Source organism: Streptomyces sp. NPDC102402, assembly GCF_044765765.1.
Lineage (GTDB): Bacteria > Actinomycetota > Actinomycetes > Streptomycetales > Streptomycetaceae > Streptomyces.
In genome coordinates this window covers 118394-143197 of the sequence record NZ_JBIWKR010000006.1, presented here as the reverse complement: position 1 = coordinate 143197, position 24804 = coordinate 118394, and the positions used below count along the sequence as shown (strand labels likewise).

The window sequence follows — 24804 nt, the reverse complement described above, 5'->3', positions numbered from 1 at the left end:
AGCCGCAGAGCCGCAGAGAGGGAAGCAGATGCCGTCGCCCGGTTCCGCACAGGAGTCCGCACCCGCGTCACGCAGGTCGAAGATCACACCGGAGCGGGCACAGGAGCTCTACAACGCGGTGCTGGACCTGGTCCGCGAGAGCGGGTACGACGCGCTGACCATGGAGGGCGTCGCCGCCCGGACCCGGTGCGGGAAGTCGACGCTCTACCGGCAGTGGGGTTCCAAGCCGGAGCTGGTCGTCGCCGCACTGCACAGCACCCGCAGGACCCTGTTCTCCGACATCGACACCGGCAGCCTGAGCGGCGACCTGTACGAGACCGCGCGGGTGGTGGACGCCGCCTCCGGCCAGGACACCGCCCTGATGCACGCACTCAGCCACGCCGCGCTCCAGAATCCCGACCTGCTCTGCGCCATGCGCTCCACGCTGATCACGCCGGCCATCGCCGCGATCGACGCGATGGTCGGGCGCGCCGTCCGGCGCGGCGAGATCACGGCCGACAACCCCGCCGCGGACTACGTGGCCGCACAGGTGCTGGGCATCATGCGCGCCCGGCCGCTCCTGGAGGGGCGGTACACGGACGACGCCTTCCTCACCGGCTTCATCGAGTGCGCCGTACTCCCCGCACTCGGCCTCACCCCCACCCCTCCCGCTCCCCGGGGAAGCGGGACCTGATGAACGTGGGCCGTCGTCCGAGCGGATGACGAGGGCCCACCCGCGCGCCGCACCGTGGGGACGGGGACGGCGCACACCCGGCCGGCCGGTGGTTTCCGAGGAGACCACCGGCCGGCCGCGTCACACCCCGAGGACCCTTGTCGTCCTCTTGACGATATCGCCGGGGCTTCGTTATCGTCGCTATGACGAGAAAGAGGTCCCAGACATGGCAGACATCACCCGGCGCTTCGGCAGGCGGCACCTGCGCTCCGCGCCCACCGCCCACATCCGCCACCACAGGCGCGGCAAGCTCGTCCACGACGGTCCCGGGCTGAGCTTCTGGTACCGCTCGCTCACCGCTGCGCTCTCCGAGATCCCGGTCGACGACCGCGAGCTGGCGATGGCGTTCCACGCCCGTACCGCCGACTTCCAGGACGTGACCGTGCAGGCCACGGTCACCTACCGGATCAGCGACCCCGCCGTGGCGGCCACCCGGCTCGACTTCTCGGTGGACCCCGACACCGGCGTCTGGCGCGGTACGCCGCTGGAGCAGATCGCCACCCTGCTCACCGAGACGGCACAGCAGCACACTCTCGACGTCCTGGCCCGGACCCCCCTCGCCACCGCCCTGGTCGACGGCGTCGCGGCCGTCCGGGAGAGCGTGGCCACCGGACTGGCGGCCGAGCCCCGGCTGCCCGCGACCGGCATCGACGTGGTCGCCGTGCGCGTCGTCGCCATCCGGCCCGAGGCCGAGGTCGAGCGCGCCCTGCGCACCCCGGCCAGGGAACAGATCCAGCAGGAGGCCGACCGGTCGGTGTACGAGCGCCGGGCGGTAGCCGTGGAGCGCGAGCGCACCATCGCCGAGAACGAGCTGGCCAGCAAGATCGAGCTCGCGCGGCGCGAGGAGCAGCTGGTGGACCAGCGCGGCACCAACGCCCGCCGGGAGGCCGAGGAGAAGTCGGCGGCCGACGGAGTACGCACGGCGGCCGAGGCGGACCGCACCGTGCGGCTGGCCCGCGCGGAGGCGGCGGCCGCGCGCGAGGTCGGGGCGGCCCGCGCCGAGGCACAGGCCGCCTGGCTGCGGGCGCACGCCGAGGTGGATCCCGGGACGCTGCACGCCCTGGCGGCGACGCGGCTGGCCGAGAATCTGCCCCGCATCGACAGCCTCACCCTCTCCCCCGACGTCGTGACGGGCCTGCTCACCCGGCTCGGCAGGCCGGAGGCGGGGGCGTGAGTCTGGCCCCGCGCGCGGTGCTGGTGCACCGCACGACCGAGTACGAGGAGCTCCTGGCGCGGCACGGCACGCACGGGCAGGCCGCGTTCGTGCTCGCCGCGCGCGGCCGGTCGATCGAGGAGGTCGCCGCGCGTCACCGGCGCAACGAGAAGGCGCTCACCGAGGTGGCCGCCGCCCTGCCGTTGCGGTGGCGGCGGACCCGGGTGGAGCGGGCGGACCTCGACCGTTTCCTCTTCGGCCCGGAGGACGTGGTGATCGTCGTGGGACAGGACGGCCTGGTGGCCAACGCCGCCAAGTACCTGTCCGGCCAGCCGGTCGTCGGCATCGACGCCGACCCCGGGCGCAACCCCGGCGTCCTCGTCCGCCACCGGTCCCGCGACACGGCGGCGCTGTGCCGGGCCGCCGTCACCCCCGGCGGGCGCGTGGACGCGCTCACGATGACCGAGGCGGTCGCCGACGACACGCAGCGGCTGCTCGCCCTCAACGAGATCTACCTCGGGTCACCCGGCCACCAGACGGCCCGCTACCGCATCGCCCCGGACGGCTCCCCCTCCGCCGGTGAGTCCCAGGCGTCCTCGGGCGTGCTGGTCGGCACCGGGACAGGATCCACCGGCTGGCTGCGCTCCCTCTGGATCGAGCGTGACAGCCCGCCGCCCCTGCCGGCCCCGTCCGATCCGCGGCTCGTCTGGTTCGTTCGCGAGGCCTGGCCCTCACCGGCCACCGGCACCTCGATGGTCGCGGGCGAACTGGGCCGCCGCGACGCGCTCAGGCTCACCGTGGAGTCGGACCGGATGGTGGTGTTCGGTGACGGGATGGAGTCCGACGCACTGGAGTTGACCTGGGGTCAGACGATCCGTCTGGGAGTCTCGGACACCTCGCTCAACCTGGTGGCGTGAGCCTCGTGCGACGATGACGGACCCCTTGAGGACAAGTGACCGACCAGCCGGGAGACAAGCAGCGCATGGCCGACAACCCCCTCGGCGACCTGACCCGCAACACCCGTCCGCCACTCGCCCGGGCCGGGTTCGGGGTGGGGGTCGTCGTACAGGACGGAGAAGGCAGGATTCTGCTCGGCCGGCATCGCGGCGGCACCTGGGAGCTGCCCGGCGGGATGGTCGATCCGACGCACGAGTCGGTCGCGGCGGCCGCCGCCCGTGAGCTGCGCGAGGAGACCGGACTCCTCGTGCGCGACGAGGACGTGACCGTGTTCGCGATGCTGCACGACGTGGTGGGCGGCATCCACCGGATCAGCATGGCCGCGCTGGTGAGGGTGGAGGCGGCGGAGCCCAGGGTCACCGAGCCGCACCTGATCAGCACCTGGCGGTGGACCGCCCCCGACGACCTCCCCGGCCCGCTGTTCGACCCATCGGCCCAGATCCTGGCCGCCTGGCGCCCGGACCTCGGTATCGGGCATCCGGCGGCCCACCTCCTGCGGATCGAATCCTCCCAGGCGTAGCCCTAGGTCCGATAATTATTTGCCTAGGAGTCATAGGCAGAGTTAGCGTCGATGCCATGAAAGCAGTCAGTGAGCAGGACATCCGGGCGTCGTTCGTCAACTGTTCCAAGGGAGAGGCGAAGCGCCTGCCGCTCCCACGGGACCTCGACGAGCGCAGCTGGGACGATCTCGACTTCCTGGGCTGGCGCGACCTGTCCGCCCCCGACCGGAGCTATGTGGTCACCGAACTGCGGGGCGAGCTCATCGGCATCACGCTCCGCTTCCCGTCCCAGCAGCGTGGCTTCCTGCACCGCAGCATGTGCTCGGTCTGCCTGACGACGCACCCGGGCAGCGGCGTCTCCCTGATGACGGCCCGCAAGCGGGGCCAGGCCGGCCGGGACGGCAATTCGGTCGGCATCTACCTCTGCACCGACCTCGACTGCTCGCTGTACGTACGCGGAAAGAAGACCCCCGCCCCGGGCGGGCGCTTCGAGGAGTCGCTGACGGTGGAACAGCAGATCGAACGGTCGAGGAACAAGCTCTCGGCGTTCCTCGACCTGCTGGCTGCCTGAGTCCTCCAGAAATGCGATGGCTCGTGAGCGGATGTACGAATAGGGGACTGTCCGCGCGATCGGAGTAGCCCCATGGACGACTATCCGCTCCTGAACCTCTTCCTCACCATGATGTACGTGTTCCTCTGGGTGCTGTGGTTCTTCCTGCTCTTCAAGGTGGTCACGGACATCTTCCGGGACCACTCGCTGAACGGCTGGGCCAAGGCCGGCTGGGTCGTCTTCGTGATCGTGCTGCCCTATGTGGGCGTACTGGTCTACCTCATCGCCAGGGGCAAGAGCATGGGCCGGCGCGACGTGAAGGAGGCCGAGGACCGCGAGGCGGCCTTCCGGCAGTACGTGCGGCAGGCCGCCCGACCGGAGGACGGCTCGGGAACCGGCGGCGGACACGCGTCCGAGCTCGCCAAGCTCGCCGAGCTCAAGGAGAAGGGCCACCTCAGCCAGGAGGAGTACGAGAAGGCCAAGGCCAAGCTCCTCGTCTGACCCGTACATGCGTCTGCCGCCCGGTTCGGCCGAACCGGGCGGCAGACGCGTGTACGGGTCACGTGCGGGCGCCGCGAGGACGCCACCCGCCCTTGCGGGACCGCCCCCGGAGCCCCGCGACCGGGAGAAGTCACCTGACCGTCCGGGGAGTTGGGTGCCCCGGGCCGGAAGGCCCTTCGACGGTCGGGATCCGGCTGATCTCGGCCGACCCCCTTGCGCAGACCACATAAGGTTAGCCTAACCTAAACGCACTCGTCCGGTTCTGGCGAGGCCATGGGGCACCCCTGTGCCCTGAAGTGGTGCGCCGTGTACCGCTTCTCTCCGGCACGGAGTACGGAGAGCGCCCCGCCGGAACGGGACTCGTCCGAATGCAAACGGAGATCCCAGGCCATGGCGCCGTACTCGCCCCCCTCGTCCCGCGGCATCGCACGTCCCGTCGTCGACGGCAGCAGGTGGACCATCCGGAGTGGCGCACAGGCCGCCGTCCACGCGCTCGGCGGCATCCGGAAGGCCGTGGCCAAGTGAGCGGCGACCAGGAACTCGCGGGCCGGCTCGCCCTCGTGACCGGCGCGGGGCGCGGCATAGGCGCGGCGGTCGTCCACGCCCTCGCCGCACGCGGAGCCCGTGTCCTGGCGACCGACCTGGCCGAGGACGGCGTCGCGGACCTCGCGAGAGCGTACGACGGCCAGGTGACCGCCCGCCGGCTCGACGTCACGGACCCCACCGCCGTCGAGGACCTCGTCGCGGACGCCGAGAGCACGCTCGGCCCGCTGGACATCGCGGTCAACGTGGCGGGAATCCTGCGCGGTTCACCGGTCGCGGACATTCCGGACGAGGAGTGGGCGGCCACGTTCGCCGTCAACACCCATGGTGTCTTCCACGTGTCACGGTCCGTCTCCCGCCGCATGACCGGGCGGGGCCGCGGAAGCATCGTCACCGTCGCCTCCAACGCCGCGGGCATCCCCAGGACGAACATGGCCGCCTACGCGGCGTCCAAGGCCGCGTCCGTGATGTTCACGAAGTGCCTCGGCCTGGAGGTGGCGGCCAGGGGAGTGCGGTGCAACACCGTCTCCCCGGGGTCGACCCTGACCGACATGCAGCGCGGCATGTGGACGCCGGGTGACGAGGAGGCCTCCGCCCGCAGTGTCATCGAGGGCGACTCGGCGGCGTACCGCACGGGTATCCCGCTCGGCCGGATGGCGGAGCCCTCCGACGTGGCCGACGCGGTCGCCTTCCTCGTGTCCGACCGCGCCCGCCACATCACCATGCATGACCTGTACGTCGACGGCGGAGCCACGCTGCGGGCCTGAGTCCCGTCCCGCCCCGCCACCCTGCCGCAGCTCGAGCCAGCCCCCTGGAGACCACCCATGTCCGCCTCCCTGCGCGTCCCCACCTCGCCCGCCGCTCCTCCCCCGGCCGACTCCCCCGGTGCGGCGACCGCCCTGCTGGAGGCCTACCGGCCCGGCACGGACCGTTTCCTCGCCACCCCCCGGCACACGCTGCTCGCCTCGGGCACCACGGCACTCGTGCCACACGGCGCACGGCCTCTGGCACAGCGGGTGCGGGAGGTCCTGGACGCCGCCCGGCGTGCGGGCGGCCCCGCGCCGGTCGTCGTCGGCTCCGTGCCGTTCTCGCCCGGCGGTGCGGCGGTCCTCGCCGTCCCGGAGACCGTCAGACGGGCGGCCTCCCTTCGGGCGGACCCTCTGATCGCGCTGCGGGGCCCCGGCGTGGAGCAAGGCGACGACTGGCGGATACGGGAGATCCCGGCCGCGGCGGAGTACTCCGCCGCGGTCGCCGCCGCCGTGCGGCGGATGCGCGCCGGGGAGTTCGACAAGGTCGTCCTCGCCCGTACCCTGGAGCTGACCTCGGCGCGTGACCTCGACCTCACGGGCATGCTGGGCAGGCTGGCCCGCCGCGACCCCGACGGATACACCTTCGCCGTCCCCAGCGGCCCGGGCCGCACGCTCGTGGGTGCGAGCCCCGAGCTCCTCGTGGCCCGCCGGGGCGGCCGGCTCGTCGCCAACCCGCTGGCCGGCTCCGCCCCGCGCAGCAGCGATCTGGCGGAGGACGTCCGCAGGGCCGCCGCCCTGCTGGACTCACCGAAGGACCTCCACGAGCACGCGGTCGTGGTCGACGCGATCCGCGAGGCTCTCGCGCCGTTCTGCGCGCGCCTGGACGTGCCCGAACGCCCCACGCTCGTACGGACCGCCGCCATGTGGCACCTGTCGACGACGCTGTCCGGTGAACTGCGCGACCCGTCGTCCACCGCTCTGGACCTGGCGTCGGCTCTGCACCCCACCCCCGCGGTCTGCGGCACGCCGACCGACGTGGCACGGCAGGTCATCGCGGACTCGGAGCCCTTCGACCGCGGCGCCTACACCGGCATGGTGGGCTGGCAGGACGCGGACGGCGACGGCGACTGGGTCGTGACCATCCGCTGCGCCGAGGCCGAGGGCCGCACCCTGCGGCTGTTCGCCGGGGCCGGCGTGGTGGCGCAGTCCTCACCGGCCGCCGAGACGGCGGAGACCGAGGCCAAGTTCCAGACCTTCCTGAGCGCCGTGGGAGCCTCCCTGTGACCACCCCTCAGGCACCTGACGCACCGACCTGGCCGGCCGAGTTCGCCGAGCGCTACCGGGCGGCGGGCCACTGGCGCGGAGAGACGTTCGGCGGTGTGCTGCGCGAGCGCGCCACCGCGCACCCCGACCGCGTCGCGATCGTCGACCCCGCCCCTGAGCGCCGCGCGTGGACGTACCGCGAGCTGGACGAGCGGGCGTCCCGGCTGGCCGCCGGATTCGCCGCCCGTGGCGTGTCCCTTGGCGACCGGGTCGTCGTCCAGCTCCCGAACATCGCCGAGTTCATCGAAGTGGTCTTCGCGCTCTTCCGCGTCGGCGCGCTGCCCGTCTTCGCGCTCCCCGCGCACCGCGAGACGGAGATCGCGTACTTCTGCTCTTTCACGGAGGCCGTCGCCTACGTGATCCCCGACCGCCATGCGGGCTTCGACCACCTCGCGCTCGCGTCGAAGGTCAAGGAGCGCACTCCGAGCCTGGAGCACGTCTTCGTCGTCGGCTCCCCGGGCGTGCACACCGCCCTGTCCGAGGTGCCGTGCGAACCCTCGGAGACCGGGTACGAGCCGGAGCCGCACGATCTGGCCTTCCTCCAGCTCTCGGGCGGCACGACGGGGGTTCCCAAGCTCATCCCGCGGACGCACGACGACTACATCTACTCCCTGCGCGGGTCCAACGAGATCTGCGGTGTCGACCGTGACACCCGCTTCCTCGTCGTGCTCCCCGCCGCCCACAACTTCCCGATGAGCTCGCCGGGCTGGCTCGGAGTGCTCTACGCCGGGGGGACCGTGGTCCTGTGTCCCGGCCCCGACCCGGCCACCGCCTTCCCGCTCGTGGAGCGCGAGCGGGCCACAATGACCGGGATGGTCCCGCCGCTCGCCCTGCTGTGGACGCAGGCCGCGCCCGCCACCGCACACGACCTCTCCAGCCTGGACCTGGTCCTCGTCGGCGGCGCCAAGTTCAGCGAGGCGGCCGCCCGTCGGCTGGAACCCGCGCTGGGGTGCCGGCTCATGCAGGTCTTCGGCATGGCCGAGGGGCTCGTCAACTACACGCGGCTGGACGACGACCACGAGACGGTGGTCACCACCCAGGGCCTGCCGATCTCCGAGGACGACGAGATCCGTGTCGTCGACGACGCCGACCAGGACGTGGCCGAGGGGGGCTTCGGGCACCTGCTGACCCGCGGGCCGTACACGATCCGCGGGTACTGGCGTGCGCCCGAGCACAACAGGAAGGCCTTCACCGCCGACGGCTTCTACCGCACCGGCGACATCGTCCGCCGTACCCCGACGGGCCACCTGGTCGTCGAGGGGCGTGCCAAGGACCAGATCAACCGGGGCGGTGAGAAGGTCGCCCCTGAGGAGATCGAGAACATCATCCTCGGCCATCCGTCGGTGCACGACGTGTCCGTGGTCGGGGTGGCCGACGAGTACCTGGGCGAACGCACTCTGGCCTACGTCGTCCTGCGCGACGGCGCCGAGCCGCTGAGGCCGGCGGCGGTGAAACGCCTCGTGCGCGAACACGGTGTCGCCGCGTACAAGATTCCCGACCTCGTCGAATTCGTCGAGGCGTTCCCACAGACCGGAATCGGCAAGGTCAGCAAGAAGGGACTGCGCTCCGACGCGGTCCCCGGCCGCACCGCACCCGCTCAGCACTGAGATCAGCACCGAGTTCCGCCCAGAGCGGCACCGAAAGGTTCCACCCATGGCTCTTCCCGCCATCGCTTCCTACGCACTGCCGGCCGAGGCCGAACTGCCCGCGAACCGCGTGGACTGGACCGTAGACCCCGCGCGCGCCGTGCTCCTGGTCCACGACCTGCAGAACCACTTCCTCGGCGCGTTCCCGACCGGTGAGCAGCCGCTCACCGGCATGCTCGACAACACGGCCCGGGTCGTCGCGGAGTGCCGCCGCCTCGGTGTGCCGGTCGTCTACTCCGTCCAGCGCGGAGGCCAGACGCCGCAGGAGCGCGGTCTCCAGCTCGACTTCTGGGGGGCCGGCGCGGCCGACGACCCCGCGGCACTGGCGATCCCCGGCGTCGTCGCGCCCGCGGACGGTGACACGGTCCTGACCAAATGGAAGTACAGCGCGTTCGTCCGCACCGGCCTCGCAGCGCTGCTGGCCGAGTCCGGGCGCGACCAGCTGGTGATCACCGGTGTCTACGCGCACATCGGCGTGCTCATGAGCGCCTGCGACGCGTGGATGCGCGACGTCCAGGCCTTCGTGGTCGCCGACGCCGTGGCGGACTTCTCCCGCGAGGACCACGACATGGCGCTGCGCTGGGCCGCGGGCCGCTGCGCGGTCGTCATCTCGACCGACGCGTTCCTGAAGGAGGTCTGAAGCCGTGGCGCTCGCCCTTGAACCGTTCCGTCACGACGTCGCCGACGCCTTCGGCGAGAAGCCCGCGGAGATCTCCCCCGGCGCGAAGCCCCCGGACCAGGGGCCGGACTCGCCGCGCGTCACGGCGCTGCCCGCACGCCGGCGCCGGGACCACGGTGTGGAGACGGGCCTCGCGGACCTCGCCGGAGGGGCCGCCGTCGAGGTACGGGCGCCGCTGCTGGAGGCCTCATGACCGTCCTGCTCACCGACGCCGACGGGGCGGAGCCCGCACCCGGCCCGGGCACGACGGGCGCGGTGCTGCCGCTGACGGCCGCCCAGTCGGACGTGTGGTTCGCGCAGTCGGTCGATCCGCTCGGTCCGGCGCAGAGCACGGCGGAGTGCCTGGAGATCGAAGGACCGCTCGATCCGGACCTCTTCGCCACGGCTCTGCACCGCGTCACCGAGGAGGCCGACACGCTGCGGGTGTCCGTGGAGGACTCCGCGCAGGGCCCGCGCCAGCGGGTCCTTCCCTCCGTGGTGCTGCCGTTCACCGCGCACGACCTGCGCGAGGCGTCCGATCCCGGCCGTCAGGCAGAGGAGTGGATGCGCGCGGACCTGACCGAACCCTTCGCCCTGACGTCCGGCCCGCTGGTCCGGCACGCCCTGTTCCGGGTGGGCGAGGAGCGTTGGCTGTGGTACCTGCACGTCCATCACCTGATCATGGACGACTTCGGCCGGTCGCTCGTCGTACGCAGGACCGCCGAGGTCTACACGGCCCTCGCCCGGGGCGAGGGCCCCGGGCCGCGTGCCTTCGGGACGCTGGCCGAACTCGTCCACGAGGACACCGTGTACCGGTCCTCGAAGGCCTTCACCGCCGACCGGGCGCACTGGGCGGAGACGCTCGCCGACCGCCCCGAGGCACCCCGGATCGCGGGACGCGGGGCGCTGCCCTCCCGGACGTTCCTCCGGCGCACGGCCCACCTGGGCGCCGAGGCCACCGAAGGCGTTCACGCCCTGGCCGCCCGGCTCCGCGCCACATGGCCGGATGTGCTGATCGCCGCTCAGGCCCTCTACACCTCGCGGGCGACGGGCCACCAGGAGGTCGTACTCGGCCTGCCGATGGCCGCCCGCGTGGGGTCCGTCCCGCCGCGGGTGCCCGGCATGGTGACGAACGTGCTCCCGCTGCGGCTGGACGTGTCCCCCGAGGTCACCTTCGCCGAGCTGGTGCGCCAAGTGGTGCTGGGCGTCCGCGGGGCCCGCCGGCACCAGCGCTTCCGCTGCGAGGACATCCGCCGGAGCCCGGGGCTCCCCGGGGAGAACCGCGGGCCGGCCGGTCCGCTGGTCCACGTCATGCCCTTCGACCACGACGTGGACTTCGCCGGCGCCCCGGCGCGGGCCCGGAACCTGTCGGCCGGACCGGTCGACGACCTGACGGTCCGCATCCACGAGCAGGCCGAAGGACGTGGCCTGCGGATCGACCACGACGCCAATCCGGCGCTGTACAACGACGGGGAACTGGTCGCGCACCAGGAACGCTTCGTGGATCTGGTGGGGCGGCTGAGCCGGGCCGATCCGCATGTGCCGACAGCCGCGCACGGCATGGCCACGGCGGACGAACACGAGCTGGTCGTCCGCACGTTCAACGACACGGACCGCGCGTTGCCGGCCACCACCCTCATCGGGCCGATCGAGGCGCGCGCCGCGCGCACCCCGGGCGCCACCGCCCTCGTCTGCGGCGACACCTCACTCACCTACGAGGAGCTGAACACCCGCGCCAACCGGCTGGCCCGGCACCTGCGGACGCTCGGCGCCCGGCCGGGTGCCGTGGTCGCGGTGTCGGTGCCGCGCTCGGTGGAGCTCGTCGTGTCGCTGCTCGCCGTCCTGAAGTCCGGGGCCGCGTACCTGCCGCTGGACCCGGACTGTCCGGAGCAGCTGCCGGCGTACGTGCTGCGGGACGCGGCACCGGTGTGCGCGGTGGCCGACCGGGCGGGCCGGCTCCCCGAGGACACCGGGACACCGCTGGTCGTGCTGGACGGCCTCGACGTCTCGGAGTACCTCTGGGTGAACCCGTCGCGGCCCCTCACCCCGGCCCATCCGGCGTACGTCGTCTACACCACCGGTTCGACGGGCCGCCCCAAGGGCGTCGTCGTGTCGCACGGGGCGGTCGACAACCGGCTGCGCTGGATGCAGGGTGCCTACGGGCTCGCCGCGGACGACCGGGTGCTGCAGAAGTCGCCGGCGTCGTCCGGCGTGTCCGTGTGGGAGTTCTTCTGGCCGCTGCGCCAGGGTGCGGTGCTGGTGGTCGCCGAACCGGGCAGCACCGAGGATCCGGCCTCTCTGGCCCGGCTGGTCCGCGAACAGTCCGTCACCACCTGCCACTTCGCGCCGTCGGCGCTCCGGGACTTCCTCTCGGAGGCCGGGGCGGACGCGGATGCGTACGGAACCCTCAGGAGGGTCTTCTGCAGCGGCGAGGACCTGCCCCGCGAGACCGCGGACGCGTTCGGGCGCGGCCTGCCCGGCGTCGAACTGCACAGTCTCCACGGCCCCGTGGAGGCCACTGCCGGCGTCACCTTCCACGCGTGCCAGGCGAACGCCGTCGGCCCGGTGCCGATCGGCCGGCCCGTGTGGAACACCAGCCTGTACGTGCTCGACGCGGCGCTGCGGCCCTGCCCTCCGGGTATGCCCGGAGAGCTCTACCTGGCAGGGCGCCAGCTCGCTGACGGATACCTGAACCGCCCGGAGCTGACCGCGTCCCGCTTCGTCGCCGACCCCTTCGGACGGCCGGAGCGGCGCATGTTCCGCACGGGGGACCTGGCGCACTGGACGCCGGGGGGCGAGGTGGTCCGCCTCGGCCGTACGGACGACCGGGTCAGGCCCCGCGGGCAGCGCACCGGGCCCGGCGAGGTCGAGACCGCGCTGACGGCCCGGGGCGGGGTGGACGCCGTCTGCGCCGTGGTGCGGGAGGACCGGGCGAGCAGCGGCTCGGTTGATGCGGGGCCGTCATCTCGAGACCGTCGCAGCCGTTCTGGCGGCACGTCAGGAGGGGCTGGACACGTGAGCGCGCGGAGAGGCCCGTTCGATCGCGGGCCGGAGGGCCGGGCCACGCACCTGGTGCTGGCGAACGCCCTCGGGCAGTCGTCCCTCTGGCCGGTCTGGCGGGAGGTGCCGGCGGGATGGACCGTACGGTTCGGCCCGGCTCCGCACGAGGCGTGTGCCGCCGCGCCGGAGCGGGGCGGGGAGCGGGTCTGAGATCATCCGCGTCCCCGCCGCCCCCGGCCGGGGTCCGCGAGCCGGCACCGCCATCCATGAGCAGGGGCAGGTCAAGGGCCGCAGGCGTCGGGGGTGCCGTCGCGGAACCCGGCGAGGAACGCCAGGAGCGGTGTGGTCACGGCGTGCATCGCGGCCGGCCCCTCGCGTGCCACCCGTTCGACGGTCCGGAGGGTCGCAGCGTCCTGCGGCCAGACCAGGGCGAGCAGCCTGAGGGCTTCGACCCGCAGCGGGCCGTCCACGCAGCGCTCCGCGACGGCGCGGGTCTCGGGGTCGTCCCGCCACCGCTGGGCCAGTACCTGGAGCGCGGTCAGGGCAACCCACGGATCCGCGTCGTTCGTGGCCCGGAGAGCAGCCGCCCGGACCGGCAGTCGTGACCGCCGTCGGACTTCCCCTGCCTCTCGCGGCCGGCGCGAGCCTCAGCCGTACCGAGTGGTCGCCCCCGCACTTCCGCAGCCGGGTGTCCGGCCTCGGCGAGGTGAACGGACGAGCGATGAGAACAGGCCACGGGCACATGCCGGGCACACCAAACATGTCCCGCGAGCGCTCCATCAGATGTGGTGAACTCCGCAGCTCAGAAGAGTGATCCACCCGGATCGCCCCCCATGATGACGTCGTCCCGACCACCCTTCCGTAAGGAGTACGTCCATGTCCGCGACGACCGAGCCCGACGTCGGTTCGTTCACCCTCGGCGGTCCGCTGACCGCCGAACCCGTCAGCGCGACCGAGGTACGGGAGCACGAGGAGTGGACCCTGCCGAACGGCTTCGCCTGGGTCTTCCCCGGCGAGGGCAACCGCGGCGGGCTCGTCCGGCCCGTGATCATGGCCGACGGCTTCAACCTCGGCCGGAGCAAGCTCGACCAGCTCTACCACGGGCTGGAGAGCGGCTTCCCGTTCATCAGCGAGCTGCGCCGGCGAGGAAGGGACGTGATCCTGCTCGGCTTCGACGAGCGCAGCGCGTCGATCCTGGACAACGCGGAAGCGGTACTGGCCGCCGTCCTGAGGACCAGCGCCGAGCAGGTGGGCGACGCCCGCCTGGTCGTCGGGGGTTTCAGCATGGGCGGCATCGTCACCCGCTACGCGCTCGCCAGGATGGAGACGATGCGCATGGACCACCGGACCGCGCTGTACTTCTCCTACGACAGCCCGCACCGCGGCGCGTCCATCCCGGTCGGCGTGCAGGCCTTCTCCCACTTCATCCCCTTCCCGAACAGCTTCGCGAAGCAGATGAACAGCCCTGCCGCACGCCAGATGCTCTGGCAGCACTACGACAAGGACACGGGGAAGGTCGGGGCAGCCCCGGAGCGCGCGGAGTTCCTGGCAGCCCTGGACCGGGTCGGCGGCTGGCCGCAGATCCCGATGAAGATCGCCGTGGCCAACGGCCGTGCCGACGGGGTCGGCCTCCCGGACGTGACGCCCGGTCAGGTGGCCCTGCGGATCGAGCAGATCTATCCGGGCACCACCTTCTACACCCACGCCCAGGGCGACGACGTGACGGCCGCGTACCTGAACCGCAGGTTCCCCAAGGCCGAGAAGACCATCACGACCAGCGGCTTCCCGGAGCTCGACGGTGCGCCGGGAGGAACCCTCCACACCTACAGGATCCTCGCCGACACGGTGGAGAAGCTCGGCGGCAAGGCGGACCTGCGGCACGAGGAGGTGTGCTTCGTCCCCTCGGTCAGCGCGGTCGCGATCCGCGACATCGAGAAGCAGGCCGACCTGTACGCGAACATCGACGAACTGAGCCCGGAGGAGAGCGAACTGGACGACTTCCGCTGTTCGTCCACGACCACCGCGCACACGGCTGTCTCCGAGGAGCTGTGCACCTGGCTCATGGACCGGCTCCCCGACTGAGCCCCGCCACCCGCCGACCGGGGGGCTGTCCGCTCGTGCGAGCGGACAGCCCCCCGGTGACCCGGCGTGCACGCGTCCGACGGCGTCCGGGGCACCCTGGTGCCCCGGCGGCTCGCCCGTCAGACGTTCTCCCGGGGGACCTCCTCGTTCCAGGTGCGGGAGAAGACACGCCGCCCGTCCTCGTACCCGTCGAGCGTCGCGTCCACGTGGAAGGCGTGCTCGTCCGACGTCAGCACCGTGCGCGTCTCGACCCGGACGTCCCATCCGGGACGGCGGAAACGCATCTCCCAACCCGACTCACCGCGCACCGACCCGAACTCCTCACCGGTCCAGCTGTACTGCTCGCAGGCCCTGAGCCCGGTCTCGATGCCGGTGTCCTCGTACCGCTGGAGCCCGCGGTCCTTCACGATGTCCAGCACCGACCGGTAGTTCACCAGGTCCCTGGAGACGGTCCACGCCTGCTCCGGCTCGCTGAGGCGGACCACGGCGGGGGGTGCGCAGCCCTCGGGCTCCCCGAAGGGCGGCAGCGCCTTGTCCTCCGGCACGTCGTCGGGGCGGACGGGCAGGGTGAGCGTGCCGCCCTTCTCGTACACGCTGAGCAGGGCCGGCGCGGGGGCCGGCCAGACGAGCGGCCAGTACGAGGTGGAGAGTGACAGGCGGATGCGGTGTCCGGGCGGGAAGGCCTGCGCGACGCTGTGCAGCGGGACACGGACCCGGTAGCGCCTGCCCGGTTCCAGCGCCTCCGGGGCTTCCTCGCTGTCGCGGTGGGTCAGGTTGAGCACTCCGTAGGTCACCCTGGTCGAGCGCCCGTCCGGTGCGACATCGGACAGCCTGACGTTCAGCTGGGCGATCGGCGCGTCCGCGGACACCTCCACGTCGACGACCGGGGCGCCGAGGATCTCGACGCGTCCGTCCAGCGGCTCGGTCTGGAAGACGAGTGAGCCGCCGTCCTCCTCGCGCTGGTCGTAGGGCAGGTCCGGCGGGGCGTTGTACGAGGCCCACTTGCCGGCGAACTGACCGACGGAGAGCGGCGACTGCACCGTGTGGACGCGGTCCTCCTGGTCCTCCAGCTCCTCGGGCCGGCCCAGCTTGCCGTCGCGCAGCGGGAGGACGCTCTCACCGATGTTCGGCGAGGGCCACGACGGTTCGCCGACCCACCGTCCGGGCCGCTCCTCGTAGGAGGTGGAGGGCGGGACGCTCTCCTGCATCCAGGTCCGGAGCATGGGACCGTCCATGACGCCGTTGTCGGCACCCTTGAGCCAGTGGTCCCACCAGCGCACGACCTCCTGGAGGTACCCGATGGCCGGTCCCGGCTCCCCGAGATGCGGGAGCTTGTGCGACCAGGGGCCGATGAGCCCCTTGCGGGGTACGTCGACACGGCTCAGCAGCCGCGTCACGGCGTTGGAGTAGCCGTCCGCCCACCCGCTGGAGGCGAGCACCGGGCAGCGCAGGGCGGAGTAGTCCTCGCTCAGGGAGGCGTGGCGCCAGTAGTCGTCCCGCTGCTGGTGGCGCAGCCACTCCAGGACCCAGGGGCGTGCGGCGTCGAGCCGCTCCCGCCACATCTCCCGCCAGCGTTCACCGACCACCGCCGGATCGGGCGGGCAGGTGGCGTACGCGAACATGGTGCCGGCCTCGGCCAGGTTGTCGGAGAGCATCGCGCCGCCGAGGTAGTGCATGTCGTCCGCGTACCTGTCGTCGGTGAACGACGCGATACAGATGGCGCGCAGGCTCGGCGGCCTGCGGGCGGCTGTCTGGAGAGCGGCGAAGGCACCCCAGGAGATGCCCATCATGCCGGTGTTCCCGTCGCACCAGGGCTGTTCGGCGATCCAGGCCAGCACGGCCTCGGCGTCGCGCTGCTCCTGTTCGAGGTACTCGTCCAGCAGCACGCCCTCCGATTCGCCGGTCCCCCGCAGGTCGACGCGTACGCACGCGTAGCCGTGTCCGGCGATGTAGGGGTGGTGGATGGCGTCACGGGTGGAGGTGAGGTCGTTCTTGCGGTACGGGATGTACTCCAGCACGGCCGGCACGGGTTCGGCGTCCGAGGCGGTGGGACGCCAGATCCGCGCGGAGAGCTTCACTCCGTCCTCCATGGGGATCGTGACGTGCTTCTCTTCCTGGATCGCGCAGGGCAGCTGGTCGACGTGGCGCATGCCTGTGCGGCCTCCTTTCGTCGTGCGGGACCTGACGGGTCACCCGGTCTGTGTGCGGGACCCGCCGGGTCATCCGGTCTTCGTGCCGCGGCCTCCCGGCTCCGTCTCGTCGAAGGTGAGTCCGAGGGCGGCCACGCAGCGGTCGAACTTGCCGCGCAGGTCCTCCTCGTCGTCTCCCCCGGTGAAGATGTGTGCCACTTCGTAGCTGTAGCTGTCCTGCTGGGAGACCGTGGAGAGCTTCTGCCCCTCCTCGGGTACGACGTCGATGCGCACCCCGGGTATCTCGCGCTCGATGGCGGCGATCCGTTCCGGGGTGGGGACCTCGTGGACCTTCCCGTCGCCGAACCAGCGGTAGTACCACTTGGCGGCCACGGCGTAGGGCCCCTTGCCGCCGGTGAGCTCCGGGTCGCGGCCGAGCGCGAGACTGATCATCCGGTGGTGGTTGGGCGCGCCGTCGACGTAGTGGAAGAGTTCGGCGTGGGACTGCGAGTGGCGGGGGTTGATCTCCAGGAGGCTGATGTCCTGGGTCTTCGGGTCGTAGAAGTACTCGATGCTGAAGGTGGCCGATTCCATGCCGATCTGCCGCATGGTCCGTTCGCTGACGTCGTGGAGCTTCCGGATCACGGGGGCGGGGAGGCTGCTCGGGTACTGGTGGCGCAGGAAGCAGGGTGAGGCAGGGTAGTTGATGGAGTCCAGCACACCGTAGACGGTCGCCCGGCCCTCGTGGACGTATCCCTCGACGGCCACCTGGATGCCGGTCATCGCCTCCTCCGCGAGACAGACCTGGCCGCCGACACCCTCCATCTCCGGCGGCAGTTCGAGCAGGCCCAGTACGGAGTCGAAGGGCCTGCCGACCCGGGCGATGCCCTCCCGGATCCGGTCGACGGCCGTTCTGAACTCGGTCATGTCCGACACGCCGTAGGCCAGTTCGGACGAGTAGGCGAGGGCGGGCTTGAGCCACATGGGGAAGTTCACGCCCTCGGGCGGCTTCGGGTCGTCCGTGTCCAGGTCCACCCGGCCGAAGCGCGGGTACTCGTCGATGACCTTCCGCTGCTCCAGGCGGCTCCAGTACTTGTGCTCGCACTTGACCACGGATTCGAGGCTGGTCGTCCGCACGCCGTACTCCTTGCCGAGCATGGGGACGAGGGTGCTCACCGGGAAGTCCCAGTACCCGACTATCGCGTCGATGCTGCCGTCGTGCGCGTCGAGGACGGCTCGGGCACGGTCCATCAGGGCGGGCACGGACACCTCGCCCTCCTGCAGTTCCCCGACGCCCAGCAGACGGTGGAACCGGTAGGAGCCTGCGTCCGGGACGGCTTCCAGCGTCGGCAGGTTGGCGTCGTCGAGACCGATGACGAAGATGTTCTTGCGCTGCCCCTGGGGCATGTGGCGGTTCCCTTCCGTAGGAGGTGTTCCTGCACCACAGCGCGTGCCCTGCACATCGGCCGACATGCGGGGCCTGCTCCTCCAGAAGGCCGTCCGGCCTCCTCAGCGCACTCCGCGGGTGCGGTACTGGACGCTGATCCGCGGGCCGCGGGCGTGCGCGGTCTTGGGTACGGCGTGCTGCCAGGTGCGCTGGCAGGAGCCGCCCATGACGATCAGGTCGCCGTGGCCCAGCGGCCGGCGCACGGTGTCGCCGCCGCGGCACGGGCGCAGCAGAAGATCGCGCGGGGCGCCGAGGGAGAGGATCGCCACCATCGTGTCCTCGTGCGAGCTGCGCCCGGTCAGGTCGCCGTGCCAGGCGACGCTGTCACGCCCGTCCCGGTAGTAGCAGAGCCCGGCCGTGGTGAAGGGCTCCCCCAGCTCGTCGCCGTAGTGGGAGGACAGCGCGTCGCGGGCCTCGTCCAGGACGGGGCTCGGCAGGGCGTCCTCTGTGCGGTAGAAGGCGAGCAGGCGGGGCACGTCGACCGTGCGGTCGTACATCTGGCGCCGCTCGGCCCGCCAGGGCACTCCGTCGGCGAGCTCGGCGAAGAGCTCGTCGGCGCCGCTCAGCCAGCCCGGGAGCAGGTCGATCCACGCCCCGTCGCCGAGGACCGTCCTGCGCAGCCCGGTGAGACGGCCCAGGTGGGGGCGGTCGGCCTGGTCGAACAGTGAACCCTGGAGATGAGCGGACATGGGACAAGCCTACCCGGCGATTAGAACATGCGTTCCCATCACTGGGCGGGGCCCCTCGCTTCGGGGTCGTCGCCGCTCAGCTCCGGCTCCAGGCCCTCGGACACCTCGGTGCGGCCGAGGCCGGCGTCGGCACGCCACGCCTCGAAGGACCAGCCGGTCAGTGCCACCACGGCCAGCCCGAGTGTCCAGCCGCCGACCACGTCGCTGAACCAGTGGACGCCCAGCGCGACCCGGGTGAATCCCACACCCAGGACCGAGACGACCGCCACGGCCCAGCACAGGGGGCGGAGACCGCGACGGACCAGGGGCAGGAGCACGAGCAGGAGGACGGCGAAGGAGGTCGTCGCCGCCATGGCGTGACCGGAGGGGAACGAGTAGCCGGGGGCCTGGGCCACCGGGTCCGGGAGCGACGGCCTGGCACGCTCGACCACCACCTTCACCAGCAGGCCGATGAGGCCGCCGGCCACCGCCGTGACGGCCGACCAGGCGGCGAGCCTCCAGGCACGCCGGTGGAGCAGCCAGAGGGTGAGCACGGCGACCGCCGCGCGCAGCGTCACGGGATCCCACACCACGTCGGAGAAGAAGCGGAGGGTGCCGGTCCATGCCGGATGGTCGAGCGCGGTCCGGTTCAGCCACCGGGCCGCACCGGCGTCCAGCCGCCGCAGCGGATGCCACCCGCTCTCCACCAGGACGAGCAGGAGACCGAAGAAGACGGCAGCGGCCGCGGCGACCGCCGCGGAACCGAACAGCCGCATGCCGAACCGGCGGTCGGCATCCTTTCGCCTCCGCCGCAGGGCGGCCGGGACAACGGGTCGTGCGGGCATTCAGGCTCCTGGGTCGGGTTGTACGGGGCCGGGCCGCCTGGCCCGCACCGCCTCCAGCTGGGCGGCGAAGGAGAGGCCGAGGAAGAGGGCGATGGAAGTGAGGTAGGCCCAGAGCAGCAAGGACATGAACGCCGTGAGCGGGCCGTAGACGGTGTCGAAGGAACCGCTGACCTCGAGATAGAGGCTCAGCAGCCAGGTCAGCGTGGTCCACAGCACCAGATACACGGCGGCGCCGAAGGCCAGCCAGGTGTAGCCCGGCTGCCGGCGCCTCGGCGAGCGGCGGAAGATGGCGCTCGCCGAGAGGAGCACCAGGACCACTCCGGCGGGCCAGCGCAGCAGGTCCCAGGCGGACCGGGCACCGGGACCCAGGTCGTACACGTCGACCACCGCCGCCACCAGGTCGCCTCCGGCCACCATCGCGATGAAGCCGATACCGAGCGGGATGCCCGCGGTCAGCGACATCACCAGGCCGCGCAGGTACTTCAGGTGGAAGACGCGGTCGCGTTCCACGCCGTAGATCCGGTTGGCCCCGCGCTCTATCTGGCACATCGCCGTGGTGGTGTTGGTGAGGGAGAAGACCAGTCCGAACCAGAGGGCGAGCTGGGCTCCGTCGTCGGCGCTCCGCCGGCTGCGGTCCAGGGCGTCCTCGACGACCTCCGCGCTCGGCCCCGCCGTGATCCGGTGGATCGTCAGCTCCGCGACCCTGCCCAGGTCCTCTGTGTGCAGGGCGGTGGACAGCCCGACGAAGGCGATGGCCAGCGGCACCACCGCCAGCACGGTCTGCAGGGCGAGTGCCCGGGAGTGGCTGAAGCCGTCGGCGTAGCGGAAGCGGACGAAGGAGTCGCGCAGCAGCGGCCAGCGGCCGTAGCGCCTCAAGGTGACGAGGGCCTCGTCACCGGAGAGCTCGCTGCCGGCCATGTCGCGGGTCTGCGGGACCCTGGTGGCGGTGCCCATGTCACTTCCCTCTCACGGGCAGGAGCACGGTCAGCGCGCCGGGCCTCACCTCGGCACTCAGGCGGCGGCCGGGTGCCACCGGGTCACCGTCCAGCTCGCGCTGCTGCGGCGCGTCGAAGCGGAGGTCCGCGTGGCGGAAGGTGAAGTACTCCACGGAGCGGGCGCCTCCGTCGCCGCCGGGCCCGCTCGTGGGCCCGCGGCGCACGAGTGTGGCGACGGCGCTCAGCCAGCCTCCCGGGCCGCGCGGGTCGAGGATCATGAGGTCGAGCAGCCCGTCGTCGGGCCGGGCGGCCGGGACGAGGGCGGCCCCGCCCTGCACCTTGCCGGTGTTGGCCACGAGCACCATCCGGGCGCTGCGGCGCAGGGGGCGTGCCCCGTCGAGGGAGACCGTCAGGCGCATGCGGGGGGCACGCAACTCCCGCAGGCCCGCCATGACGTAGGCGGGCCAGCCGAGCAGTGCCTTGGCCCGGTCACTGGTGCTCTCCAGCATCGCGGCGTCGAGACCGGCTCCGGACATCACCGTGAAGTGCGCGGGCGCCATGCCGTCGCCCTCGATCCGGCCGAGGTCGATGCGGTGCGGAGCGCCACGCAGCGCCACGGCGAGGGCCTCCGCCGGCTTCACCGGCAGGCCGAGGTTGCGGGCGAGGAGGTTGCCCGTGCCGCAGGGAACCACCGCGAGCGGAACGCCCGTGCCCGCCAGAGCCTCCGCGGCGGCTCGGACCGTCCCGTCGCCGCCGCAGACCACGACGAGCGAGACCCCGTGCCGTACGGCTCGTTCCGTCTGGCCCTCCCCCGGGTCGTCGGCCGTGGTCGGCACGAAATCCGCACCGTGGTGGCCGTGGTCCTCCAGGACCCGCCGCAGCTCGGCGCGGGCGCTCTCGTCGGTGACGGTGGGGTTGAAGACCACCGCGGTGCGGCCGTGCGCGGAGGTGGCCGCGCCCTCCGGGGCCGTCGCGACGGACGGGGCGGCGGCGGGCACGTGGGACCCCGTCAGCAGCGCGCGGCCGACGATCAGCAGGGACAGCCCGCCGTTGAGCAGACCCCCGGCGATGTCCGTCGGGTGGTGCATCCCCCGGTACGCGCGGGCGATCCCCACCAGCAGGGGCACGAGCAGCAGCAGGAACGCGACGGGCCTGCGCCACGGCGCCTTCGTCCGGTGCAGGACCAGGACCGCGAGACCGGCGTACAGGGCCGTCGCGGCTCCGGTGTGTCCGGATGTGTAGCTGGAGGTGGGGGGCGAGGCGTCGAGCCGCTCGACGTCGGGCCGGGTGCGGTCCACCGCTTCGGTGACGACCAGGAAGACGAGGGACTGGAGCGACACGGCCACCGAGAGGAAGAGCGCGTCCCGCCACCGTGGGAGCCGAGGTGCCAGGAGCAGGAGGAGGCAGGCGAGGAGGGTGCCGACGACGACCGTGGCCGTGTTGCCCGCCTCGGACACGACGAGGGACACCGTGTCGAGTGTGCCGGTGCGGGCCCGCTCCAGCGCGTCGGTGAACCGGTCCTCGGACGTCAGCGGCCACACCCCGGCCGCCGGACCGGTGATCAGGAGCCCGATTCCCACCATCAGGGCGGCCTGACAGACCGCCGTCGAGGCGATGACTCCCACCGCCCGGCCCATGCCTCCGGCGGTCGCGGGTGTACCGACGGGTGCCTGCGGGGTTCCACCCGCGGTCGTCTGGGCTCCGTACGCGGTTCCCGGGGCTCCGTACGCGGTTCCCGGGGCTCCGTCCGCGGTCGGCAGGGCTCCTTCCGGGCGCTCCCGGCCGGACGGGAGCGGGTGGGTCGGCACGCGCTCGCCCGGGTGCGGCGGCACGGCTGACACGGGCCCGCCGGCGAAGGCTGCGCGTCTGTCCGGTATGTCGGTCGGCATGGCTTTCCCGTCGTTTCGGTGCCCCTCGGACTACGAGTGGGACCAGGGCTGCCCCCGGCGTTTCGCCGTCTTCCCCCTCCTCGCGCCTCCAGACCTGCCGCCCGTGGCGGCGCTCGAACCCTGCGCCGGGGGCCGGGGGCCTCCCGGTCGCAGCGGCCGGGGATCGGTCATAAGCTGCCGGGGCCGACAGGGTGCCGACCTCGAAGGGTCCGACCAGGCCTTCCGCCCCGGCGGCAGACCGGGAAATCAGCGGTACTGACGTGCGCATCTGTGGGCAGGAGAGCGGCGAAGGCCGCCCGACCCCCGTACGGGCGACGGCGGACACGGCCTACCTCAAGGGAAGGAGCGATCCGATGCCGGAAGAAGGACGCGGTGACGACGTCTACCAGCCGGACGGTTCGGACAGTGACAACCGGCCGACGGACGACCTCGACCCGGAGAACGTGATCGACGAGCCGGACCTCGACGACATGCTGGACACGGGGTACTCCCCTCCGGAGAAGCCCCTGGGCGTCTCGAAGTACGGCACGACGGGCGAGGAGCAGCGGGAGGGCGAGTCCCTCGACCGGCGCCTCGCACAGGAGGTACCCGAGGCGGATCCCGTCCTGGCGGACGGGACCGACGACGGGCCGGAGGACAACGGCCCGGAGGAGGACGACGCCGGACAGGAGCGCGCCGGACGCGTCGCCGTCACCGACGAGGAGCCCGGCGGCCCCGTGCGCAACAACCGGGTGCTGGGCAGGGACGTCGGCATCGACGGAGGCGCGGCCTCCGCCGAGGAGGCCGCGGTGCACATCCAGGACGACGACGCGACCTGAGCCGCCTGGAACGCCCGCGGAACCTGCCCGGGCAGCACGTCGGAGGCGGAACCGGACCCCTCCGGTGACCGCCTCCGCCCCGTCGCGGCGCGGACCGTCGCAGACGCACGTCGTCGCGGCACGGGCCGTCGCAGAGGCACGTCGTCGCGGCACGGGCCGTCGTTCCGTGCCCGGCATGGAGTACGGCCGCCCCGCCCCGGGTTCTCCGCGGCGTGGCGGAGAGCCCGGGCCGCACAGCACCGCCGGGGCCACGAGCCGGCCTCCGCCACCCGGCCGGGTCCGGGTCCGCCTCGCGCGCCGCTTCGCTGTGCGGTGCGGTGCCGCGTTCGAGGGGGCGGCGGGCCGTGCCGAGGCGGATCAGGTGGTGTACTCGGAGTTCAGCCGCACGTATCCCTCCGTCAGGTCACAGCCGTAGACGGTGAACTCCCCTTCACCGATGCCCAGTCCGATGCCGATCACGACCTCGCTGCCGCGCATGTGCCCGGCGACCGCCGCCCGCAGCTCCGTGTCGCCGGGACCGTCGGCGCGCTGCGGATAGACCAGGGTCCCGCCGAACCGGACGGTCACGTTCTCCGGGAGGATGTCGGTGTCGTCGGTGCACTTGCCGATCGCCATGTTCACCCGGCCCCAGTTGGGGTCGCTGCCGTGCACGGCGGTCTTGACCAGCGGCGAGTTGACCACGGCCTTGCCGACGCGCTTGGCCTGAGCCGTGTCCCGCGCCCCTGTGACCCGCACCTCGATGAGCTTGTCGGCCCCCTCGCCGTCGGAGGCGATGTTCTTCACCAGGGCGAGCGCCACCTCGTACAGCGCCTCCTCGAACTCCACCGGATCCACGTCGCCCGCAAGCCCGTTGGCGAACAGGACCGCGGTGTCACTCGTCGACGTGTCGGTGTCGATGGACACCGCGTTGAACGTGCGGTCCATGACGCTGCGGAAGATCCGGTCCTGCACGTCCCGGGGCAGTCGGGCGTCGGTGGCGAAGAAGGTCAGCAGGGTCGCCATGTCGGGCTCCAGCATCCCGACCCCCTTGGCGATGCCGACGAGCGTCGCCCCGCCGCACCGGACCCTGACCTCCTTGGGCCGGGTGTCGGTCGTCATGATGGCTCGCGCGGCCCGGTCGAACCCGCCCTCGGGGAAGGGCCAGGAGAGCGTCTTGATGTGTGCCCTGATCTGCTCCATCGGGTACTGGATGCCGATCACCCCCGTGGAGGCCATCAGCAGTTCGTCCGGGGAGAGCCCGGTGGCGGCGGCCACCCCGTCACGCACCTCGCGGGCGTTGCTCTCGCCCTCCGGCCCTGTGGCGACGTTGGCGTTCCGCGCGACGACGACGACCCCTCGCGCACGCCCGTCGGCCGCCACGGCCCGGCTGAGCACCACGCTCGGGCCGGAGAAGCGCGACTTGGTGAACACCGCGCTGACCTGCGCGGGTTCGGTCGAGGCCAGCACCGTGAAGTCGTCCCGCCCATCGCCGACGACTCCCACCGCCGCCGTGTGCACCACGAACCCCGCGGGCTCCCGAGTGGTCGTACGGGTCATGATCGCCTGCCCTCTTCCGTGTTTTCATTATGCGCCTGATCGCATGTCTATTCATTCATCACGAGTGGTGCGCGCACAAGACCCGAACCGGCCGAGAGCCCTCTCGAAGCCCGGAGCGGTCGCACGGGCGCTGGGCGGGCCACGGTGAGAGTCCACCGGCACG

The 24804-nt window shown here is 72.4% G+C and carries 23 protein-coding genes; 15 read left to right on the top strand and 8 right to left on the bottom strand.

Annotated elements, in window-relative coordinates:
* Window positions 1-28 precede the first annotated feature (28 nt).
* The 13 genes from ACIRJR_RS19935 to ACIRJR_RS19875 all read left to right on the top strand — a co-directional run bounded on the left by ACIRJR_RS19935 (window position 29) and on the right by ACIRJR_RS19875 (window position 12502).
* On the top strand, window positions 29-673 hold the full coding sequence (locus ACIRJR_RS19935; RefSeq protein WP_403782247.1) for a TetR/AcrR family transcriptional regulator: 645 nt from the start codon (window positions 29-31) through the stop codon (window positions 671-673).
* 205 nt (window positions 674-878) lie between these two features.
* The gene (locus ACIRJR_RS19930; RefSeq protein ID WP_403782244.1) at window positions 879-1886 is read left to right on the top strand and encodes an SPFH domain-containing protein; all 1008 of its coding nucleotides are present in this window, start codon (window positions 879-881) and stop codon (window positions 1884-1886) included.
* Entirely contained in the window at window positions 1883-2782 is a 900-nt protein-coding gene (locus tag ACIRJR_RS19925) for a hypothetical protein (RefSeq protein ID WP_403782241.1), read from the top strand. The genes ACIRJR_RS19930 and ACIRJR_RS19925 overlap by 4 nt, the downstream gene beginning before the upstream one ends.
* A gap of 65 nt (window positions 2783-2847) precedes the next feature.
* Window positions 2848-3342, top strand: coding sequence for an NUDIX hydrolase (locus tag ACIRJR_RS19920; RefSeq protein WP_403782842.1), 495 nt, complete (start codon window positions 2848-2850; stop codon window positions 3340-3342).
* A gap of 56 nt (window positions 3343-3398) precedes the next feature.
* Entirely contained in the window at window positions 3399-3893 is a 495-nt protein-coding gene (locus ACIRJR_RS19915; RefSeq protein ID WP_403782238.1) for an FBP domain-containing protein, read from the top strand.
* A gap of 72 nt (window positions 3894-3965) precedes the next feature.
* Window positions 3966-4373, top strand: a complete 408-nt coding sequence (locus ACIRJR_RS19910) for an SHOCT domain-containing protein (protein WP_403782235.1) — start codon at window positions 3966-3968, stop codon at window positions 4371-4373.
* Between the two features lie 390 nt (window positions 4374-4763).
* A complete protein-coding gene (locus ACIRJR_RS19905; protein WP_403782232.1) occupies window positions 4764-4898 on the top strand; it encodes a hypothetical protein in 135 nt (44 codons plus the stop codon).
* A complete protein-coding gene (locus ACIRJR_RS19900) occupies window positions 4895-5683 on the top strand; it encodes a 2,3-dihydro-2,3-dihydroxybenzoate dehydrogenase (RefSeq protein WP_403782229.1) in 789 nt (262 codons plus the stop codon). The genes ACIRJR_RS19905 and ACIRJR_RS19900 overlap by 4 nt, the downstream gene beginning before the upstream one ends.
* 57 nt (window positions 5684-5740) lie before the next feature.
* Window positions 5741-6949, top strand: coding sequence for an isochorismate synthase (locus ACIRJR_RS19895; protein ID WP_403782226.1), 1209 nt, complete (start codon window positions 5741-5743; stop codon window positions 6947-6949).
* On the top strand, window positions 6946-8595 hold the full coding sequence (locus ACIRJR_RS19890) for a (2,3-dihydroxybenzoyl)adenylate synthase (protein ID WP_403782223.1): 1650 nt from the start codon (window positions 6946-6948) through the stop codon (window positions 8593-8595). The genes ACIRJR_RS19895 and ACIRJR_RS19890 overlap by 4 nt, the downstream gene beginning before the upstream one ends.
* A 46-nt stretch (window positions 8596-8641) precedes the next feature.
* Window positions 8642-9274 (top strand): isochorismatase family protein, encoded by a 633-nt coding sequence (locus ACIRJR_RS19885; RefSeq protein ID WP_403782220.1) that lies wholly within the window; start codon window positions 8642-8644, stop codon window positions 9272-9274.
* A 4-nt stretch (window positions 9275-9278) separates the two neighbouring features.
* Window positions 9279-9506 carry an isochorismatase gene (locus tag ACIRJR_RS19880; RefSeq protein WP_403782217.1) on the top strand — a complete coding sequence of 76 codons (228 nt, stop codon included), beginning with the start codon at window positions 9279-9281 and terminating at the stop codon, window positions 9504-9506.
* On the top strand, window positions 9503-12502 hold the full coding sequence (locus ACIRJR_RS19875) for an amino acid adenylation domain-containing protein (protein WP_403782214.1): 3000 nt from the start codon (window positions 9503-9505) through the stop codon (window positions 12500-12502). Before ACIRJR_RS19880 ends, ACIRJR_RS19875 begins: the two co-directional genes overlap by 4 nt.
* A 71-nt stretch (window positions 12503-12573) precedes the next feature.
* Here ACIRJR_RS19875 and ACIRJR_RS19870 read toward each other — a convergent pair whose 3' ends face one another.
* Window positions 12574-12762, bottom strand: a complete 189-nt coding sequence (locus ACIRJR_RS19870; RefSeq protein ID WP_403782212.1) for a hypothetical protein — start codon at window positions 12760-12762, stop codon at window positions 12574-12576.
* 406 nt (window positions 12763-13168) lie between these two features.
* Between ACIRJR_RS19870 and ACIRJR_RS19865 the strand changes: the two genes are divergently transcribed.
* Entirely contained in the window at window positions 13169-14374 is a 1206-nt protein-coding gene (locus ACIRJR_RS19865; protein ID WP_403782209.1) for an esterase/lipase family protein, read from the top strand.
* A gap of 119 nt (window positions 14375-14493) precedes the next feature.
* On the opposite strand, the gene ACIRJR_RS19860 is transcribed toward ACIRJR_RS19865, so the two are convergent.
* The 6 genes from ACIRJR_RS19860 to ACIRJR_RS19835 form a co-directional block, all read right to left on the bottom strand.
* Window positions 14494-16524 (bottom strand): CocE/NonD family hydrolase, encoded by a 2031-nt coding sequence (locus tag ACIRJR_RS19860; RefSeq protein WP_403782206.1) that lies wholly within the window; start codon window positions 16522-16524, stop codon window positions 14494-14496.
* A 69-nt stretch (window positions 16525-16593) separates the two neighbouring features.
* Window positions 16594-17910 (bottom strand): acetyl-CoA carboxylase biotin carboxylase subunit family protein, encoded by a 1317-nt coding sequence (locus ACIRJR_RS19855; protein WP_403782203.1) that lies wholly within the window; start codon window positions 17908-17910, stop codon window positions 16594-16596.
* 102 nt (window positions 17911-18012) lie between these two features.
* Complete coding sequence (locus ACIRJR_RS19850) at window positions 18013-18639, bottom strand: alpha-ketoglutarate-dependent dioxygenase AlkB (protein WP_403782200.1); 627 nt, start codon at window positions 18637-18639, stop codon at window positions 18013-18015.
* Between the two features lie 38 nt (window positions 18640-18677).
* On the bottom strand, window positions 18678-19463 hold the full coding sequence (locus tag ACIRJR_RS19845; protein ID WP_403782197.1) for a phosphatase PAP2 family protein: 786 nt from the start codon (window positions 19461-19463) through the stop codon (window positions 18678-18680).
* Window positions 19464-20417: a YihY/virulence factor BrkB family protein gene (locus tag ACIRJR_RS19840; RefSeq protein ID WP_403782194.1), complete on the bottom strand. Its 954-nt coding sequence runs from the start codon at window positions 20415-20417 to the stop codon at window positions 19464-19466.
* Window position 20418: 1 nt separating this feature from the next.
* Window positions 20419-22287, bottom strand: coding sequence for a diacylglycerol kinase family protein (locus ACIRJR_RS19835; protein WP_403782191.1), 1869 nt, complete (start codon window positions 22285-22287; stop codon window positions 20419-20421).
* A gap of 353 nt (window positions 22288-22640) precedes the next feature.
* Here ACIRJR_RS19835 and ACIRJR_RS19830 point away from each other — a divergent pair, with 353 nt between their 5' ends.
* Window positions 22641-23105: a DUF5709 domain-containing protein gene (locus ACIRJR_RS19830; RefSeq protein ID WP_403782188.1), complete on the top strand. Its 465-nt coding sequence runs from the start codon at window positions 22641-22643 to the stop codon at window positions 23103-23105.
* 357 nt (window positions 23106-23462) lie between these two features.
* Here ACIRJR_RS19830 and argJ read toward each other — a convergent pair whose 3' ends face one another.
* The gene (argJ, locus tag ACIRJR_RS19825; RefSeq protein ID WP_403782185.1) at window positions 23463-24641 is read right to left on the bottom strand and encodes a bifunctional glutamate N-acetyltransferase/amino-acid acetyltransferase ArgJ; all 1179 of its coding nucleotides are present in this window, start codon (window positions 24639-24641) and stop codon (window positions 23463-23465) included.
* Window positions 24642-24804 lie beyond the last annotated feature (163 nt).